17 protein-coding genes are annotated in these 16,949 nt (G+C 56.7%); 1 reads left to right on the plus strand and 16 read right to left on the minus strand.

Going from position 1 to position 16,949, the window contains the following annotated elements:
* The 13 genes from rpoS to cysG form a co-directional block, all read right to left on the minus strand.
* Positions 1-992: RNA polymerase sigma factor RpoS (gene rpoS, locus L977_RS00250; protein ID WP_047624225.1), on the minus strand; the 992-nt coding region annotated here is incomplete at its 3' end.
* A 59-nt stretch (positions 993-1,051) separates the two neighbouring features.
* Positions 1,052-2,176 (minus strand): murein hydrolase activator NlpD, encoded by a 1,125-nt coding sequence (gene nlpD / locus L977_RS00255; protein ID WP_023338754.1) that lies wholly within the window; start codon positions 2,174-2,176, stop codon positions 1,052-1,054.
* Positions 2,177-2,292: 116 nt separating this feature from the next.
* Positions 2,293-2,919 carry a protein-L-isoaspartate(D-aspartate) O-methyltransferase gene (locus tag L977_RS00260; RefSeq protein ID WP_014885027.1) on the minus strand — a complete coding sequence of 209 codons (627 nt, stop codon included), beginning with the start codon at positions 2,917-2,919 and terminating at the stop codon, positions 2,293-2,295.
* Complete coding sequence (surE, locus tag L977_RS00265) at positions 2,913-3,674, minus strand: 5'/3'-nucleotidase SurE (RefSeq protein WP_014885028.1); 762 nt, start codon at positions 3,672-3,674, stop codon at positions 2,913-2,915. The genes L977_RS00260 and surE overlap by 7 nt, the downstream gene beginning before the upstream one ends.
* Positions 3,655-4,704: a tRNA pseudouridine(13) synthase TruD gene (gene truD / locus L977_RS00270; protein ID WP_032635677.1), complete on the minus strand. Its 1,050-nt coding sequence runs from the start codon at positions 4,702-4,704 to the stop codon at positions 3,655-3,657. Before truD ends, surE begins: the two co-directional genes overlap by 20 nt.
* Positions 4,701-5,180 carry a 2-C-methyl-D-erythritol 2,4-cyclodiphosphate synthase gene (ispF, locus tag L977_RS00275; RefSeq protein ID WP_006811766.1) on the minus strand — a complete coding sequence of 160 codons (480 nt, stop codon included), beginning with the start codon at positions 5,178-5,180 and terminating at the stop codon, positions 4,701-4,703. Before ispF ends, truD begins: the two co-directional genes overlap by 4 nt.
* A complete protein-coding gene (gene ispD, locus L977_RS00280; protein ID WP_023331187.1) occupies positions 5,180-5,890 on the minus strand; it encodes a 2-C-methyl-D-erythritol 4-phosphate cytidylyltransferase in 711 nt (236 codons plus the stop codon). Before ispD ends, ispF begins: the two co-directional genes overlap by 1 nt.
* 19 nt (positions 5,891-5,909) lie before the next feature.
* Positions 5,910-6,221 carry a cell division protein FtsB gene (gene ftsB, locus L977_RS00285; protein WP_008499609.1) on the minus strand — a complete coding sequence of 104 codons (312 nt, stop codon included), beginning with the start codon at positions 6,219-6,221 and terminating at the stop codon, positions 5,910-5,912.
* Between the two features lie 79 nt (positions 6,222-6,300).
* Positions 6,301-6,627 (minus strand): DUF3561 family protein, encoded by a 327-nt coding sequence (locus L977_RS00290; protein ID WP_014885031.1) that lies wholly within the window; start codon positions 6,625-6,627, stop codon positions 6,301-6,303.
* Between the two features lie 58 nt (positions 6,628-6,685).
* A complete protein-coding gene (gene cysC / locus L977_RS00295; protein WP_023331188.1) occupies positions 6,686-7,291 on the minus strand; it encodes an adenylyl-sulfate kinase in 606 nt (201 codons plus the stop codon).
* Complete coding sequence (cysN, locus tag L977_RS00300) at positions 7,291-8,715, minus strand: sulfate adenylyltransferase subunit CysN (RefSeq protein ID WP_014885033.1); 1,425 nt, start codon at positions 8,713-8,715, stop codon at positions 7,291-7,293. Before cysN ends, cysC begins: the two co-directional genes overlap by 1 nt.
* Positions 8,716-8,724: 9 nt before the next feature.
* Positions 8,725-9,633 carry a sulfate adenylyltransferase subunit CysD gene (cysD, locus tag L977_RS00305; RefSeq protein ID WP_008499613.1) on the minus strand — a complete coding sequence of 303 codons (909 nt, stop codon included), beginning with the start codon at positions 9,631-9,633 and terminating at the stop codon, positions 8,725-8,727.
* Between the two features lie 9 nt (positions 9,634-9,642).
* A complete protein-coding gene (gene cysG, locus L977_RS00310; RefSeq protein WP_047624232.1) occupies positions 9,643-11,001 on the minus strand; it encodes a siroheme synthase CysG in 1,359 nt (452 codons plus the stop codon).
* 237 nt (positions 11,002-11,238) lie between these two features.
* Here cysG and L977_RS00315 point away from each other — a divergent pair, with 237 nt between their 5' ends.
* On the plus strand, positions 11,239-12,282 hold the full coding sequence (locus tag L977_RS00315) for an aminopeptidase (RefSeq protein WP_014885035.1): 1,044 nt from the start codon (positions 11,239-11,241) through the stop codon (positions 12,280-12,282).
* A 71-nt stretch (positions 12,283-12,353) separates the two neighbouring features.
* Here L977_RS00315 and cysH read toward each other — a convergent pair whose 3' ends face one another.
* Genes cysH through cysJ form a run of 3 tightly spaced genes read right to left on the minus strand, consistent with a single transcriptional unit; the run spans position 12,354 to position 16,621 of the window.
* Entirely contained in the window at positions 12,354-13,088 is a 735-nt protein-coding gene (gene cysH / locus L977_RS00320; RefSeq protein ID WP_014885036.1) for a phosphoadenosine phosphosulfate reductase, read from the minus strand.
* Between the two features lie 15 nt (positions 13,089-13,103).
* Positions 13,104-14,816 (minus strand): assimilatory sulfite reductase (NADPH) hemoprotein subunit, encoded by a 1,713-nt coding sequence (gene cysI, locus L977_RS00325; RefSeq protein WP_014885037.1) that lies wholly within the window; start codon positions 14,814-14,816, stop codon positions 13,104-13,106.
* The gene (cysJ, locus tag L977_RS00330; protein WP_047624233.1) at positions 14,816-16,621 is read right to left on the minus strand and encodes an NADPH-dependent assimilatory sulfite reductase flavoprotein subunit; all 1,806 of its coding nucleotides are present in this window, start codon (positions 16,619-16,621) and stop codon (positions 14,816-14,818) included. The genes cysI and cysJ overlap by 1 nt, the downstream gene beginning before the upstream one ends.
* Between the last annotated feature and the right edge of the window lie 328 nt (positions 16,622-16,949).

The raw sequence follows: 16,949 nt of genomic DNA on the forward strand, positions 1-16,949 counted from the left end.
GAACATCGGAACAGCGCTTCGATATTCAGACCTTGCCCCTGCAGGATTTCACGCAGGCGGCGCAGACCTTCAACCTGAATCTGACGAACACGTTCACGAGTCAGACCAATTTCGCGGCCAACATCTTCCAGTGTCGCAGCTTCATACCCCAGTAAACCGAAACGACGTGCCAGCACTTCACGCTGTTTGGCGTTCAGTTCGAACAGCCATTTGACGATGCTCTGTTTCATGTCATCGTCCTGCGTGGTGTCTTCCGGACCGTTGTCTTTTTCATCGGCCAGGATGTCCAGCAGCGCTTTTTCGGAGTCGCCACCCAACGGGGTGTCAACGGAGGTAATGCGCTCGTTGAGACGCAGCATACGGCTTACGTCATCAACCGGTTTATCGAGTTGTTCGGCAATTTCTTCTGCGCTTGGCTCGTGGTCCAGTTTATGGGACAACTCGCGCGCGGTACGCAGATACACGTTCAACTCTTTGACGATGTGGATCGGCAGGCGGATCGTACGGGTCTGGTTCATAATAGCCCGTTCGATGGTCTGACGAATCCACCAGGTCGCGTAGGTTGAGAAACGGAACCCGCGTTCCGGGTCAAACTTCTCAACTGCGCGGATGAGACCTAAGTTGCCCTCTTCAATCAGATCCAGCAGAGCCAGACCACGATTGCCGTAACGGCGGGCAATTTTCACGACCAGTCGCAGGTTACTTTCGATCATGCGACGACGCGAGGCAACATCACCACGCAAAGCACGACGTGCGAAATAGACTTCTTCTTCGGCCGTTAGCAGTGGGGAGTAACCAATCTCCCCAAGGTAAAGCTGAGTCGCGTCCAGTACACGCTGTGTGGCACCCTGCGATAACAGCTCTTCTTCAGCCAAATCGTTATCACTGGGTTCCTCTTCTACTAAGGCTTTTTCGTCAAAAGCCTCTACTCCGTTCTCATCAAATTCCGCATCTTCATTTAAATCATGAACTTTCAGCGTATTCTGACTCATAAGGTGGCTCCTACCCGTGATCCCTGAACGAGACACCCTGGCTGGCATGCCCCGTCAAATTATCGCTGCGGCAAATACTGCAGCGGGTTTACGGATTTCCCCTTGTAACGAATTTCAAAATGCAAGCGTGTAGAACTGGTTCCGGTGCTACCCATGGTAGCGATTTTTTGCCCCGCCTTAACTTCTTGTTGTTCCCGGACCAGCATTGTGTCGTTATGGGCGTAGGCACTCAGGTAATCATCATTGTGTTTGATGATGATAAGATTACCGTAACCGCGCAGAGCATTACCGGCATACACAACGCGTCCGTCTGCGGTCGCGATGATAGCCTGTCCTTTACTGCCTGCGATATCGATCCCTTTGTTCCCACCCTCAGAAGTGGCGAAGTTTTCGATAATCTTGCCGTCAGTTGGCCAGCGCCAGGTAGTGATTGACGAACTGGCATTCTGACTGCTTGCAGTCGGTTCAGTAGAGCTAACCACAGGTGCCGTAACCGGTGCTGTGACAGTAGTCGCAGTCCCTTTATTATTCGGCAACATTTTGTTAGCAGTCTGATCACCTGAATCCTCAGAATACGTAATTACAGGTTGTGAAGCAACCACCGTGGTGGATTTTTGTGCAGGCTTAACGCTGTTATTTTGTGCGGTCACATCGGCCGCTGAAACCGTGTTGCCAGGCGTCAGTGGCGTACCCGTTGCGTTGCCCACCTGAAGCGTTTGCCCAACCTCCAGACCATACGGGGCCTGGACGTTGTTACGCTGTGCGAGGTCACGGAAATCGTTCCCGGTGATCCAGGCAATATAGAACAGCGTATCGCCGCGTTTCACGGTATAGGTGCTGCCGCCGGTATAGCTGCCTTTCGGAATGTTCCCATACTGACGGTTATACACGATGCGGCCATTTTGGGTCTGAACAGGCTGTTCAACTGGCTGAATCTGTGTTGGCTGCGTCATTGGGCGCTGAACTGGCTGGATTGACGGATTTTGTTGCGCCGTGGCAGTTCCCATTTTAGGCGGAGGCGTGATCAACATTCCGCTGGACGTGTTACCCGAGCCGCTGTTTCCGCCGACGGAACTGACGGGCGCAGGCGCATTGTTAGAACTTGTACAGCCAGCCAGCCAGAGCGAAACCAGTGATAATGCCGCAACACGGCTGATGGTGAATTTAGGGCTTCCCGCGCTCATTTATCCCCCAGGAATGTGTTAACTACCAGTGACTTAAAATTTACCGTGATGGCACGAATCTTTCGCGCCACACCATACGCTGAATTTGCCTTAATAACCCTGGATAAATCCGAGTCTCAGGCCAACTCCCCCTTTACCAGAGGCACAAAGCGCACGGCTTCCACGGTGTCGATAATAAACTCGCCGCCACGTCGACGAACGCGCTTCAGGAGCTGCTGCTCATCGCCGACGGGCAGAACAAGAATGCCCCCCTCATCCAGCTGCGACAACAGGGCTGCAGGAATTTCAGGCGGGGCTGCCGTCACGATGATGGCGTCGAACGGGGCGCGAGCCTGCCAACCCTGCCATCCATCACCGTGTCGTGTCGAAACATTGTGTAAATCAAGTTGTTTCAGGCGACGACGCGCCTGCCACTGTAAACCTTTAATCCGCTCAACGGAGCAGACATGGTGCACCAGATGCGCCAGGATCGCGGTCTGATAACCCGAGCCGGTGCCAATCTCCAGCACGCGCGAATTGGGCGTGAGCTCAAGCAGCTCCGTCATGCGCGCCACCATGTAAGGCTGCGAAATCGTCTGGCCTTGCCCAATAGGCAGCGCCACGTTTTCCCACGCTTTGTGTTCAAACGCCTCGTCTACAAATTTCTCACGCGGAACCTGGGCAAGCGCTTCAAGCACATGCTCGTCGCGGATCCCCTGTGCGCGAAGTTGTTCCAGAAGAGTTTGTACACGTTTGCTTACCATTGCGCGTTCACTCCTGCGCGATCCAGCCAGCCCGACACCACATCTTGCGCACTATACGCCGTTAAATCTACGTGCAGTGGCGTAACGGAAACATAGCCTTCATCCACGGCGGCAAAGTCGGTATCCGGACCCGCATCGCACTTATCGCCAGGAGGGCCGATCCAGTAAAGCGTGTTGCCGCGAGGATCCTGCTGCGGGATCACCTGATCGGCCGGATGACGGCTGCCGCACCGTGTGACGCGAATGCCTTTAATTTCATCCAGCGGGAGATCCGGCACGTTGATGTTCAGAATACGCCCGGTACGCAGCGGCTCGCGGCCGAGCGCCCGCAGGATCGAGCAGGTCACCGCGGCGGCGGTGTCGTAGTGCGTGTGGCCGTTTAACGAAACCGCCAGCGCCGGGAACCCCAGATGACGACCTTCCATTGCGGCCGCCACGGTACCGGAGTAAATCACGTCGTCGCCGAGGTTCGGCCCGGCATTAATACCGGAGACAACAATATCCGGACGCGGTCGCATCAGGGCATTCACGCCCAGAAAGACGCAGTCGGTCGGTGTGCCCATCTGTACGGCAATATCGCCATTTTCAAAGGTAAAGGTGCGAAGCGACGACTCCAGGGTCAGTGAGTTAGACGCTCCACTGCGGTTACGATCGGGCGCCACAACCTGCACATCCGCAAATTCACGGAGGTGCTTCGCCAGGGTCTGAATGCCTGGCGCGTGGATCCCGTCATCGTTACTCAGCAATATTCGCATAATCACCCGAGGTGTTGATAAGTTCCCTGACAACGCTGGTGGCAAAGCTACCGGCCGGCAGCCAGAAGCGTAACTCGACGGTGACGTCATCCCACCAGTTCCAGCTTAGCTGCTGCGGGTAGAGCAGCATCGCGCGGCGTGCTGCTTCGACTTTTTCCCGCACCAGCAATGATTGTAATGCCTGCGCATCGGCGACAGCCGCCTGCTCAGCGCTCAGCGCGTCGCCCTGCGTCCCCCACTCACCGGAGCCGGGTAACGCGGCGGTAATCATCAGCGATTTCGCGTCCACGCGCGACTGCACATCGGCCATTTCGTCGGCCGTTGCCACAAACCAGCTTCCGCGTCCCGCTAATTGTAGCGCATCGCCAACAACAACTTGATTCGCGTCCGGTTTTTTCAGCCTTTCGCTCACAATCTGATTAAACAACGCACTGCGGGCCGCCGACAACCAAAAACTGCGCTTATTCCTGTCGCGCACCGGCGCATCGCTTTGTGCCCAGCGAAGCGCGCCCTGCAGGTTACTGCCGCCAATGCCAAAGCGCTGGGCGCCAAAGTAGTTCGGTACGCCGCGTTCATTGATGGCGTTGAGGCGTTTTTCAACGTCTGTACGGTCGGACACTTCACGCAATACCAGCGTAAACGCATTGCCTTTCAACGCCCCCAGACGCAGTTTGCGCTTGTGACGGGCGTATTCCAGCACTTTACAGCCTTCCAGCTCAAACTGGCTTAAATCAGGCATCGTATTGCCGGGAACGCGCGCGCACAGCCACTGTTCGGTGACGGCGTGTTTATCTTTCTGTCCGGCGAAGCTCACCTCGCGGGCATGAATTTTGAGGAATTTTGCCAGCGCATCGGCCACAAACCGGGTATTGCAGCCGTTTTTAAGAATTCGTACCAGGATATGTTCGCCTTCACCGTCCGGCTCAAACCCCAAATCCTCAACCACCACGAAATCTTCAGGGCTGGCCTTCAGCATGCCAGAACCCAGCGGTTTACCGTGCAGATAAGTCAGGTTATCGAAGTCCGTCATTTGGCGGCCTTCACCAGCAGCGCCACAGCTTCACAGGCAATGCCCTCGCCGCGACCGGTAAAGCCCAGCTTCTCGGTGGTGGTGGCTTTGACGTTCACGTCGTCCATGTGACAGCCCAGATCCTCAGCAATAAACACGCGCATCTGCGGTATATGCGGCAGCATTTTCGGCGCCTGAGCGATGATCGTCACGTCGACGTTGCCCAGCGTATAGCCTTTGGCCTGAATGCGGCGCCAGGCTTCGCGCAGCAGTTCGCGGCTGTCTGCCCCCTTAAACGCCGGATCGGTGTCCGGGAACAGCTTGCCGATATCCCCCAGCGCAGCGGCACCCAGCAGGGCGTCGGTCAGCGCATGCAACGCCACGTCGCCATCAGAATGCGCCAGCAGACCTTTTTCGTAAGGAATACGTACGCCGCCAATGATAATTGGGCCTTCTCCGCCAAAGGCGTGTACATCAAAACCGTGTCCAATTCGCATTATGCCTTCTCCTGATGGGTCGAACGGGTAAGATAAAATTCCGCGAGCTGTAAATCTTCCGGGCGCGTCACTTTTATATTATCAGCGCGTCCTTCAACCAGTTCGGGATGAAAACCGCAATACTCCAGCGCGGAGGCTTCATCCGTGATGGTCGCCCCTTCTTTAAGCGCACGCGTTAAGCAGTCGTGGAGTAATTCGCGGGGGAAAAATTGTGGCGTCAGCGCGTGCCAGAGATCGACGCGCTCAACGGTGTGGGCGATAGCCTGCTTGCCAGGCTCGGCGCGCTTCATGGTGTCACGCACCGGAGCGGCCAGGATGCCCCCCACTTTACTGGTTTCACTCAGCGCCAGCAGGCGCGCCAGATCTTCCTGATGCAGACACGGACGTGCGGCGTCGTGCACCAGCACCCACGGCGCGTCTCCGGCAGCCTGAATGCCCGCCAGCACGGAATCGGCGCGCTCGGCGCCGCCGTCAACAACGGTAATCTGTGGATGGTTTGCCAGCGGTAGCTGCGCAAAACGCGCATCGCCGGGGCTGATGACAATGATCGCTCGCGTCACCCGAGGGTGCGCCAGCAGCGCCGCCACGGCGTGCTCAAGGATCGTTTTATCACCAATTGAAAGGTACTGCTTGGGACACTCTGTTTGCATGCGCCGGCCAAAACCTGCGGCCGGCACCACGGCACAGACGTCCGAAAAAGTTGCTGCCATGTCGTAATCCTGGGCCTGATTATCGATTATTTTGTGCTGAGCCCTGATTGCGTTTAGACGCATCCGGAACCAGACGATAAAAGGTTTCGCCCGGCTTAGTCATACTGAGTTCATTGCGTGCGCGTTCCTCAATCGCCTCCTGTCCGCCATTGAGGTCATCAATTTCAGCAAAGAGTTGATCGTTACGCGCCTTAAGTTTGGCGTTTGTTGCCTGCTGAGCCGCGACGTCATCGCTCACCCGGCTGTAGTCGTGCAGTCCGTTCTTACCGAACCACAACGAGTATTGCAGCCAAATCAGCAAAGCCAGCAACAGCAGCGTTAGTTTACCCATCCTGCCCCCTGAAAAAACGGCTTCATCATCCCATAACTTTCCGCTGGACTCTACTCTGGGGTTTTAATTATGCCGCAAGTTAACCCATCAGCCATAAAAATAGCAGCCCAAATATGATGACTACGGCGGCGATAGTGAACACGGCACTATACAGGAGCCTGCCATTGAACAGGGAGTGCAACGCAATGCCGACGACAACCGCGACGGGCATTAGCGCCAGGAAGAAAGGCCAGGTGTAGAGGAAGAAGAACAGCGTATTGCCGCCATACATAAGAAACGGGATGCCAAGCGCCAGCAACCAGGAGACGAAGCCAATAATGGCCCCGGGAAATGACCAGGTCGTTTCGTCGTCGGTCGCGAGCGGCTCCGACCCGGTGGTGATAATGTAGTTTTCACTGTTGCGCATAGCTAATCCTGTGACCGTGACTCATCGTTCGGAAAGACAGCTCCCGAACGATACCGCCTCAGGATCTGATAATATCGTCCCGTCTGAGCAGGTCTAATAATTGGCTTACTAAATTTGTTACCAATTGTTGACCTTCCAGGTGAATCTCAGGCGATTCAGGCGCTTCGTAAACCGCGTCAATTCCGGTGAAGTTGCGCAGTTCGCCGGCACGCGCTTTTTTGTACAGCCCTTTCGGGTCGCGAGCTTCGCAGACCGCCAGTGGCGTATCGACAAACACTTCGATAAAGCGATCCGGCCCCACGCGCTCACGCACCATCTGGCGCTCAGCACGATGCGGCGAGATAAACGCCGTTAACACCACCAGCCCGGCATCCGCCATCAGGCTGGCGACTTCTCCCACCCGGCGAATATTCTCTTTGCGGTCGTCGTCGCTGAAGCCTAAATCGCTGCACAGACCATGACGGACATTATCCCCGTCCAGCAGGTAGGTGCTCACGCCCCTCTGATGCAGCGCCTCTTCCAGCGCGCCCGCTACCGTGGATTTACCGGAGCCAGACAGCCCGGTAAACCACAGCACAACCCCACGATGTCCGTGGAGTTGCTCACGCTGCGCGACGGTGACCGGATGAGGATGCCAGACGACGTTCTCATCATGTGCGGCCATTATTTGCCTCCCAGCAGATCGCGGGCGCCCCAGTGCGGGAAGTGCTTACGCACCAGCGCGTTCAGCTCCAGTTCGAAGGCGCTGAATTCAGAGGCGACGGTCGCCTGCTCGTTTGGCTCACGAACCATCCCCGCACCGACGGTGACATTAGTCAGACGGTCGATAAAGATCAGGCCGCCCGTTACCGGGTTCTGCTGATACGGATCCAGCACCAGCGGCTCATCGAAAGTCAGATCCACCAGGCCAATACCGTTCAGCGGCAGCTCGCTCACGTCACGCTGGGTGAGATTGTTGATGTCCACCTGGAACTGAATGCCGTCCACGCGGGCGCGAGTTTTCTTGCCCGCTATTTTGATGTCGTAGCTCTGGCCTGCGGTCAGCGGCTGTTCCGCCATCCAGACCACATCCACAGACGCACCCTGCACTGCTGCCAGCGTTTCCTGCGCGTCGACCAGCAGGTCGCCCCGGCTGATATCAATCTCGTCTTTCAGCACCAGGGTGACCGCCTCCCCTGCCCCGGCTTCCTGGAGGTCGCCGTCGAACGTCACGATGCGCGCGATTGCCGATTCTACGCCGGAGGGCAGCACTTTGACACGCTGTCCCACCTTCACGGAGCCGGAGGCAATCGTGCCGGAGAAGCCGCGGAAATCGAGATTTGGACGGTTAACGTACTGCACCGGGAAGCGCATCGGCTGGGTATCAACCACGCGCTGAATTTCAACGGTCTCCAGCACTTCCAGCAGCGTCGGGCCGCTGTACCACGGCATATTCGCACTCTGGGAGGCGACGTTATCGCCTTCCAGCGCGGAAAGCGGCACGAAGCGGATATCCAGATTACCCGGCAGCTGTTCGGCAAAGGTCAGGTAACTCTGGCGGATCTCCTCAAATTTCTCTTCGCTGAAGTTCACCAGATCCATCTTGTTGACCGCCACGACCAGGTGTTTGATCCCCAACAGCGTGGAGATAAAGCTGTGACGACGGGTTTGATCCAGCACGCCTTTACGGGCGTCGATCAGCAGGATCGCCAGGTCGCAGGTCGACGCGCCGGTCGCCATATTACGGGTATACTGCTCGTGCCCCGGGGTGTCGGCGATAATAAATTTGCGCTTCTCCGTTGAGAAATAGCGATAGGCCACGTCAATGGTGATGCCCTGCTCGCGCTCCGCCTGCAAACCATCCACCAGCAGCGCCAGGTCGAGTTTTTCACCCTGGGTACCATGACGTTTGCTGTCGTTGTGCAGAGAAGAGAGCTGATCTTCGTATATCTGGCGTGTATCGTGCAACAGGCGACCAATCAGGGTACTTTTCCCGTCATCCACGCTGCCGCAGGTCAGAAAACGCAGCAGACTTTTGTGTTGTTGCGCGTGCAGATACGCTTCCACGCCGCCTTCGTTGGCAATTTGTTGAGCAATAGTGGTGTTCATGGCGGCTCCTTAGAAATAACCCTGACGTTTCTTCAGCTCCATGGAGCCTGCCTGGTCGCGGTCAATCACGCGCCCCTGTCGCTCACTGGTGGTCGACACCAGCATCTCTTCAATGATCTCCGGCAGCGTCTGCGCGTTGGATTCCACCGCGCCGGTCAGCGGCCAGCAGCCGAGGGTACGGAAACGCACCATCTGTTTTTTGATGACTTCGCCCGGCTGCAGGTCGATGCGATCGTCGTCGATCATCATCAGCATGCCGTCGCGCTCGAGCACCGGACGCTCAGCCGCCAGATACAGCGGAACGATCTCGATATTTTCCAGATAGATGTACTGCCAGATATCCAGCTCGGTCCAGTTGGAGAGCGGGAAAACGCGGATGCTTTCGCCTTTGTTGATCTGGCCGTTGTAGTTGTGCCACAGCTCCGGGCGCTGGTTTTTCGGATCCCAGCGGTGGAAACGGTCGCGGAAAGAGTAGATACGCTCTTTAGCACGAGACTTCTCTTCGTCACGGCGCGCGCCGCCGAAGGCGGCATCAAAGCCGTATTTGTTCAGCGCCTGCTTCAGCCCTTCGGTTTTCATGATATCCGTGTGTTTGGCGCTGCCGTGCACGAAGGGGTTAATGCCCATCGCCACCCCTTCCGGGTTTTTATGCACCAGCAGCTCGCAGCCGTAAGCTTTTGCGGTACGGTCGCGGAATTCGTACATTTCGCGGAATTTCCAGCCGGTATCGACGTGCAGCAGCGGGAACGGCAGCGTACCCGGATAAAACGCTTTACGCGCCAGATGCAGCATGACGCTGGAATCTTTACCGATGGAGTACATCATCACCGGGTTAGAAAATTCGGCTGCCACTTCGCGGATAATATGGATACTTTCCGCTTCGAGCTGCCGCAGGTGAGTAAGTCGTTTTTGGTCCATAACCGTTCCTTAAGCCAGATTCACCACAGAGGAACCAAACCCCTCTGAGTCTGTAGTATGTTGAAACCAGGCGAGCGTACTGTGCAGCTGTACCACTTCCCCCACCACGATCAGGGCGGGCATCGGGGCATCTTTCGCCAGGTCTGCAAGTTCGAGTAATGTGCCGATAGCAACATGCTGATCGACGCGGGTGCCACGAGAAATCACGGCAACGGGCGTCGTTGCCTCGCGACCGTGCTGAATCAGCTGTTCGCTGATGTCTGCGGCTTTCATCGTGCCCATGTATATCGCCAGCGTTTGCCGGCTCTGGGCGAGATGCGACCAGTCAAACGGCGTGCTGTCGGCCTTGTAGTGCCCGGTCACAAAAGTGACGCTCTGCGCATAATCGCGATGGGTCAGCGGAATACCGGCATAGGCCGTTACTGCTGATGCCGCCGTAATGCCAGGCACCACCTGGAACGGCACGCCCGCTTCGGCTGCCGCCTGCAACTCTTCTCCGCCGCGTCCGAAGATAAACGGATCGCCCCCTTTCAGACGCACCACGGTTTTGCCCGCTTTGGCGGCAGCAATCAGCATCTGATTGGTGTCGTGCTGCGGCACAGAGTGCTCGCCTGCCCGTTTGCCGACGCAGATCTGCTCCGCGTCGCGACGGATCAGCTCGCGCACGCCGTTGGTGACCAGATGGTCGTAGAACACCACGTCCGCGTCCTGCAGCACCTGAAGGCCACGCAGCGTCAGAAGCCCGGCATCGCCCGGCCCCGCGCCCACCAGAATGATCTCCCCGTTCGTACTGCCAGGGTTGTCCAGTTCGTCTTCGAGAATTTTCTGCGCCGCCGTCTCATTGCCGGCCTGCATCAGGCTGGCAAAGCGGCCGCGAAACACCCGCTCCCAGAAGCGACGACGTTCCGCCACGCTGGTCAGCCGGGTCTTCAGATGGTTACGCCAGTAGCTGGCTGTCTCCGCCATGCGCCCGAGGCTTGTCGGCAGCAGTGCTTCGATTTTTTCCCGCAGCACGCGCGCCAGCACCGGAGCGGTCCCGCCGGAGGAGATCGCCACCAGAAGCGGCGAACGGTCAACGATCGACGGGAAGATAAACGAGCATAACGGCTGGTCGTCCACCACGTTCACCAGACGGTAACGGGCCTGAGCGGCGTCGGAAACACGACGGTTCAGGTCGCGATCTTCGGTCGCCGCTATTACCAGCACTACGCTGTCGATTTGTGATTCGTCAAAATCCGCTTCTGCCACTACCCGCACCTGCGCCCCCGCACGTTGCAAAAACGCGATTTTGCGATCGGCAATTTCACCCGTGCCAACAACCAGCACCGGTTTCTCTTTAATCGCGGCAAATAAGGGCAGATAGTCCACAGGCAACAACTCACTAACAACGAGGAATAGAGGGACTATAGGGGGCGGCTTAGACCGAATGAAATTACGAATTGGAATGAGTAGTTACTCAATGGAATAACGATGTGAAAAAGTTAATATCAAAAAGTGCTTAACACGCGAATTTTCGGGCATTTAAGAGCAATTCAAATTGTGTATGGGCGATCACAGTTTCATACTAGGCCAGTTAAAATTTTGCTCTGTTTTTAAGGACTCACTATGTTTTCCGCAACGCGCCACTGTGTTGCTGCCCTGGCGCTAGGCGTTTGCTTTATTCTTCCGGCTCAGGCAAAAAATCAACCCTATGGTGAAATCGCCACTCAGCAGGCGCGGCATATTGCCACCGTTTTCCCTGGCCGCATGACCGGTTCACCTGCGGAAATGCTCTCTGCTGACTATATTCGCCAGCAATTTGCTGATATGGGTTACCAGAGCGATATCCGGTCGTTTCACAGCCGCTATATCTATACCTCGCGCAATAAAACACAAAACTGGCACAACGTGACCGGCAGTACGGTTATTGCGGCTCACGAAGGTCGCGCGGCGGAACAGATTATTATCATGGCGCATCTCGATACTTACGCACCGCTCAGCGATGCCGACACCGATAACAACCTCGGCGGGCTGACGCTGCAGGGCATGGACGATAACGCAGCGGGTCTTGGCGTGATGCTCGAACTGGCCGAGCGAATGAAGAACATTCCGACGCAATATGGCATTCGTTTCGTTGCCACCAGCGGTGAAGAGGAGGGTAAGCTCGGCGCTGAGAATCTCCTTAAACGCATGAGCGCTGAAGAGAAGAAAAATACGCTGCTGGTAATTAACCTCGATAACCTGATTGTCGGCGATAAACTGTATTTCAACAGCGGGCAGAGTACACCGGGTAGCGTGCGTAAACTGACGCGTGACCGGGCGCTCGCCATTGCCCGCAGCCACGGGGTGTATGCCGCCAGCAACCCGGGCGGCAATCCAAATTATCCGCGAGGAACGGGCTGCTGCAACGACGGCGAAGTGTTCGATAAAGCGGGCATTCCGGTCCTGTACGTGGAAGCAACCAACTGGGCGCTGGGGAAAAAAGATGGCTACCAGCAACGGGGAAAATCGAAAGCCTTCCCGGACGGGACAAGCTGGCATAACGTGATGCTGGATAATCAGCAGCATATTGATAGCGCCCTGCCGCAGCGCATTGAACACCGCAGCCGGGACGTGGTGAAAGTGATGCTGCCGCTGGTGAAGGAGCTGGCGAAGGCGGGGAAAGGCTGAGGTTTTTAAGTATAGCGCGGCCTGATGCCCTCACCCCAACCCTCTCCCACAGGGAGAGGGCGGTTAAGGAATTACCCTTCGTGCAACCCGCACTCGCGCTTCAGCCCAAAGAATCGCGTCTCTTCTTCCGCCATTCCCGGTTCCCATTTGCGCGTGGTGTGGGTGTCTCCAACTGACAGGTAGCCCTGGTCCCACAGCGGATGGTACTTCAGCCCGTGTTTTTGCAGGTACTGGTACACCGTCCTGTTATCCCAGTCGATAATCGGCAGCACCTTAAAGACTCCGCGCTGGACCGCCAGCACCGGCAGCGTGGCACGACTGCCGGATTGCTCACGGCGCAACCCTGCAAACCACGTCTGCGCGTTAAGCTCTTTCAGTGCCCGGTTCATCGGCTCGACTTTGTTGATCTCATTGTATTTCTCAATGCCCTCAACGCCCTGCTCCCACAGCTTGCCGTAGCGTGCCTCCTGCCAGGCCGCGCTTTCCGTCGCGCGGTAGACTTTCAGGTTCAGCCTGAGCTTGTCCGTCAGCTCGTCAATAAACTGGTAGGTTTCCGGGAACAGGTAGCCGGTGTCGGTGAGGATCACCGGAATGTCCGGACGGATCTGATTCACCAGATGCAAACTCACCGCCGCCTGAATACCAAAACTCGACGAAAGCACATAGTCTCCCGGCAGGTTTTCCAGCGCCCAGGCCACGCGCCCTTCGGCGTCGAGCTTTTCCAGTTGGGCGTTGGTTTCTGCCAGCGCCAGAATGCGTTCGACTTTTGGCAGTTCGTTAAGGGCGTTTAGATCGAGTACGGACATAATTACCTCTCGTGGTTACTCCCAGAAATCCCTTGCGGGATCGAGCACCGGGCGAATGATGCCCGCACGCACCGTAAAGTCGCCGAAGCCTTCACCCGCTTCGCGCTCTTTCGCCCAGCGCCCGACAAGCTCGTCGATGGAATCAAGGATTTCCGGCTCGGTGATGTTCTCGCGGAACATACGCGGAATACGTGTGCCGATACGGTTACCGCCCAGATGCAGGTTATAGCGACCCGGCGCTTTCCCCACCAGCCCCAGCTCGGCCAGCATCGCGCGGCCGCAGCCGTTCGGGCAGCCGGTCACTCGCATAACAATATGCTCGTCCGGAATGCCGTGTTTTTCCAGAATCGCTTCCACTTTGTCAGTAAATGACGGCAGGAAACGTTCCGCTTCGGCCATCGCCAGCGGACAGGTCGGGAACGACACGCAGGCCATGGAGTTTTCACGCTGCGGTTTGACCGCATCCATCAACCCATGATCGCGCGCCAGCGTCTCGATCTTCGCCTTCTGGCTCTCCGGCACGCCGGCAATGATCAGGTTCTGGTTAGCGGTAATGCGGAACTCGCCTTTGTGGATCTTCGCAATTTCCAGCAGACCGGTTTTCAGCGGACGGCCCGGATAATCCAGAATTCGACCATTTTCGATAAACAGCGTCAGATGCCATTTATTGTCGATACCTTTCACCCAGCCAATACGATCGCCGCGACCGGTGAATTCGTAAGGACGGACTGGCTCAAATTTGATCCCCGCGCGCCGCTCCACTTCCGCTTTGAACGTCTCCACTCCCACGCGCTCGAGGGTATATTTGGTTTTCGCGTTTTTACGGTCGGTACGGTTACCCCAGTCGCGCTGGGTCGTGACCACGGCTTCCGCCACCGCCAGCGTGTGCTCCAGCGGCAGGAAGCCGAACTCGCTCGCGGTGCGGGCGTAGGTTTTCTTGTTACCGTGCTCAATGGACAGGCCCCCGCCCACCAGCAGGTTAAAGCCGACCAGCTTGCCGTTTTCGGCAATCGCCACAAAGTTCATGTCGTTGGCGTGCAGGTCAATATCGTTCTGCGGCGGGATCACGACCGTGGTTTTGAACTTACGCGGCAGATAGGTCTGGCCGAGAATCGGTTCTTCATCGGTGGTCGCGACTTTCTCCTGATCGAGCCAAATCTCTGCATAGGCGCGGGTGCGCGGCAGCAGATGCTCAGAGATCTTCTTCGCCCACTCATACGCTTCGGCATGCAGCTCAGACTCGTACGGGTTCGACGTGCAAAGCACGTTACGGTTCATGTCGTTGGCGGTGGCCAGTGCGTCCAGCCCGACGGAGTGCAGCATCTGGTGCACCGGCTTCACGTTCTTCTTCAGAATACCGTGGAACTGGAAGGTCTGACGGTTGGTCAGGCGGATGCTGCCGTAAATCGTGTTTTCGCCAGCGAATTTATCAATCGCCTGCCACTGTTTGGTGGTGATCACCCCACCCGGCAGACGGCAGCGCAGCAGCATCGCATGACGCGGCTCCAGCTTCTGTTCGGCACGCTCAGCGCGAATATCGCGGTCGTCCTGCTGGTACATACCGTGGAAACGGATCAGCAGGAAGTTGTCACCTTTAAAACCGCCGGTGAGACCGTCATTCAAATCTTCAGCAATGGTGCCGCGCAGGTAGTTGCTTTCCAACTTCATGCGCTCGGCGTCTGTCAGTTTACCTTCGACCACCAGTGGCCCTGGATGTTTTTCGCTCATTAGTAGACATCTCGCTGATAACGGCGCTCAACGCGCAGCTCACTTAAAAATTCATCCGCCGTTTCGGCATCCATACCGCCGAATTCGGCAATCACTTCCAGCAGTGCCTGCTCAACGTCTTTCGCCATGCGATTGGCGTCGCCGCAGACATAAATGTGGGCACCGTCATTGATCCAGCGCCACAGCTCTGCGCCCTGTTCGCGCAGTTTGTCTTGTACGTAGACTTTTTCTTTCTGGTCGCGGGACCAGGCCAGATCGATACGGGTCAGCACGCCCTCTTTGACGTAACGCTGCCACTCAACCTGGTAGAGGAAATCTTCGGTAAAGTGCGGGTTGCCGAAGAACAGCCAGTTTTTGCCTGGCGCGTCGTCCGCCGCACGTTGCTGCATAAAGGCGCGGAACGGCGCAATACCGGTGCCTGGACCAATCATGATCACCGGGGTTTCCGGGTTTGCCGGCAGACGGAAGTTGTCGTTGTGCTCGATAAAGACGCGCACTTCGCCCTCTTCTTCCACGCGGTCCGCCAGGAAACTTGATGCCCCACCCGCACGGGCGCGGCCTTCGATGTCATAACGCACCACGCCCACGGTGATATGCACTTCGCTCTCCACCTCTGCCTGAGAAGAGGCGATGGAGTAGAGGCGCGGGGTCAATGGACGCAGCAGCCCGACCACTGCATCGGCATCCAGCTGCGCCGGAGAGAAACGCACCATATCGACAATCGGGGTCGTCGCGGCGTAATGCTGCAGTTTCGCTTTGTCGCCCACCAGCGGCAGCAGCGATTCACTGCGCGTTAAGGTGGCGTAATTTTCGACGATGTTCGGAGTGTTGACCGTCAGTTCGAAATGCCACTGCAGCGCATCAGAAAGCGACTGGGTTTTGCCGTCAACGGTGACAGGCTCATCACCTTTCAGCCACAGCAGCTCAACCAGCTCTTTCACCAGCGCCGGATCGTTCTGATACCAGACGCCCAGCGCATCGCCAGGCTGATAACGCAGGCCAGAGTCACCGAGATCGATTTCGATATGACGCACGTCTTTTTCCGAGTCGCGGCCAGTGATTTTCTGGTTCACCGACAGGCTTGCCGCCAGCGGTGCTTCTTTCGTGTAAGGGCTGGTATGGATATCGTTGACGACGCCCGCGGCGGTCAATGCGGCCTGCGCCGGCGTCTCTTTCGGCACGCGCGCTTTCAGCACCTCAACGATGCGCGCACGCCATTCGGCGGCGGCAGTCTGGTATTCCACATCCGCGTCGACGCGGTCCAGCAGGCGCTCTGCGCCGAGCTCCGCCAGCTTACTGTCGAAGTCTTTACCGGACTGACAGAAGAATTCATAGGAGGTATCGCCCAGACCAAACACGGCAAACGCCGTGCCATCCAGTTTTGGGGCTTTTTTCGAGAACAGAAACTTATGCAGCGCTACCGCTTCTTCAGCGGGTTCACCTTCGCCCTGGGTAGAGGCGACCACCACCAGCAGCTTTTCTGACGCGATTTGCTTAAATTTATAATCGCCGGCGTTGACCAGGTTCACGTTCAGTTTGGCGGCCAGCAGGTCGTCACGCAACGCTTCGGCCACGCGGCGGGCGTTGCCCGTCTGCGAGGCGGAAATCAGCGTAATAGCGGGAATTTCCACAGCCGTTGCCGGTGCGCCCGCGACAGCGCCAGGCTGCTGATTGAGCATTCCCCAGAAATAACCGGAGACCCAGGCAAGCTGAGTGGGCGAAAAATCAGAGGTGGCAGCCTGAAGGCGCGCCAGTTGCTCCGGGTTCAGGGGAAGCAAATTTGATGGTGAGGCCTGTGTTGTCATGCGTCGTTATGTTCCAGTAGCCAAGCGGACTTTAAGCGAATAAATCCAAACTGAAGATAAGGTTAACGGCGAGGATAATAACAATTAAAGAAGGGATGGAAATAATAAATAACCAAATGGACTAACCTGTTTTAGTTATCGTTCTTAGCGATAAAACAGGTTAACTAACTCATTGAAAATAAATAGTTAAAAACCAAAAAAGCACCTTACCACCATGGCTGCGCCTTCAGAGCCGTTTTAGTTAATGCTAAAAATTGTGCTTTCCGGTACTATGCGGCGGTTTTTTCCGCATTACTGAGAGCGATCATGTCCACCACACTGTTTAAAG

The sequence above is a fragment of the Enterobacter sp. ZOR0014 genome (assembly GCF_000798855.1).
GTDB classification, from domain to species: domain Bacteria; phylum Pseudomonadota; class Gammaproteobacteria; order Enterobacterales; family Enterobacteriaceae; genus Enterobacter; species Enterobacter kobei.

Coding starts and splice junctions, on each gene's coding strand:
- cysJ (WP_047624233.1), bottom strand. CDS start 16,621: ATGACAACACAGGCCTCACCATCAAATTTGCTTCCCCTGAACCCGGAG.
- cysN (WP_014885033.1), bottom strand. CDS start 8,715: ATGAACACCACTATTGCTCAACAAATTGCCAACGAAGGCGGCGTGGAA.
- L977_RS00315 (WP_014885035.1), top strand. CDS start 11,239: ATGTTTTCCGCAACGCGCCACTGTGTTGCTGCCCTGGCGCTAGGCGTT.
- ispD (WP_023331187.1), bottom strand. CDS start 5,890: ATGGCAGCAACTTTTTCGGACGTCTGTGCCGTGGTGCCGGCCGCAGGT.
- cysD (WP_008499613.1), bottom strand. CDS start 9,633: ATGGACCAAAAACGACTTACTCACCTGCGGCAGCTCGAAGCGGAAAGT.
- truD (WP_032635677.1), bottom strand. CDS start 4,704: ATGACGGACTTCGATAACCTGACTTATCTGCACGGTAAACCGCTGGGT.
- ftsB (WP_008499609.1), bottom strand. CDS start 6,221: ATGGGTAAACTAACGCTGCTGTTGCTGGCTTTGCTGATTTGGCTGCAA.
- surE (WP_014885028.1), bottom strand. CDS start 3,674: ATGCGAATATTGCTGAGTAACGATGACGGGATCCACGCGCCAGGCATT.
- nlpD (WP_023338754.1), bottom strand. CDS start 2,176: ATGAGCGCGGGAAGCCCTAAATTCACCATCAGCCGTGTTGCGGCATTA.
- cysI (WP_014885037.1), bottom strand. CDS start 14,816: ATGAGCGAAAAACATCCAGGGCCACTGGTGGTCGAAGGTAAACTGACA.
- L977_RS00290 (WP_014885031.1), bottom strand. CDS start 6,627: ATGCGCAACAGTGAAAACTACATTATCACCACCGGGTCGGAGCCGCTC.
- cysC (WP_023331188.1), bottom strand. CDS start 7,291: ATGGCCGCACATGATGAGAACGTCGTCTGGCATCCTCATCCGGTCACC.
- cysH (WP_014885036.1), bottom strand. CDS start 13,088: ATGTCCGTACTCGATCTAAACGCCCTTAACGAACTGCCAAAAGTCGAA.
- L977_RS00260 (WP_014885027.1), bottom strand. CDS start 2,919: ATGGTAAGCAAACGTGTACAAACTCTTCTGGAACAACTTCGCGCACAG.
- ispF (WP_006811766.1), bottom strand. CDS start 5,180: ATGCGAATTGGACACGGTTTTGATGTACACGCCTTTGGCGGAGAAGGC.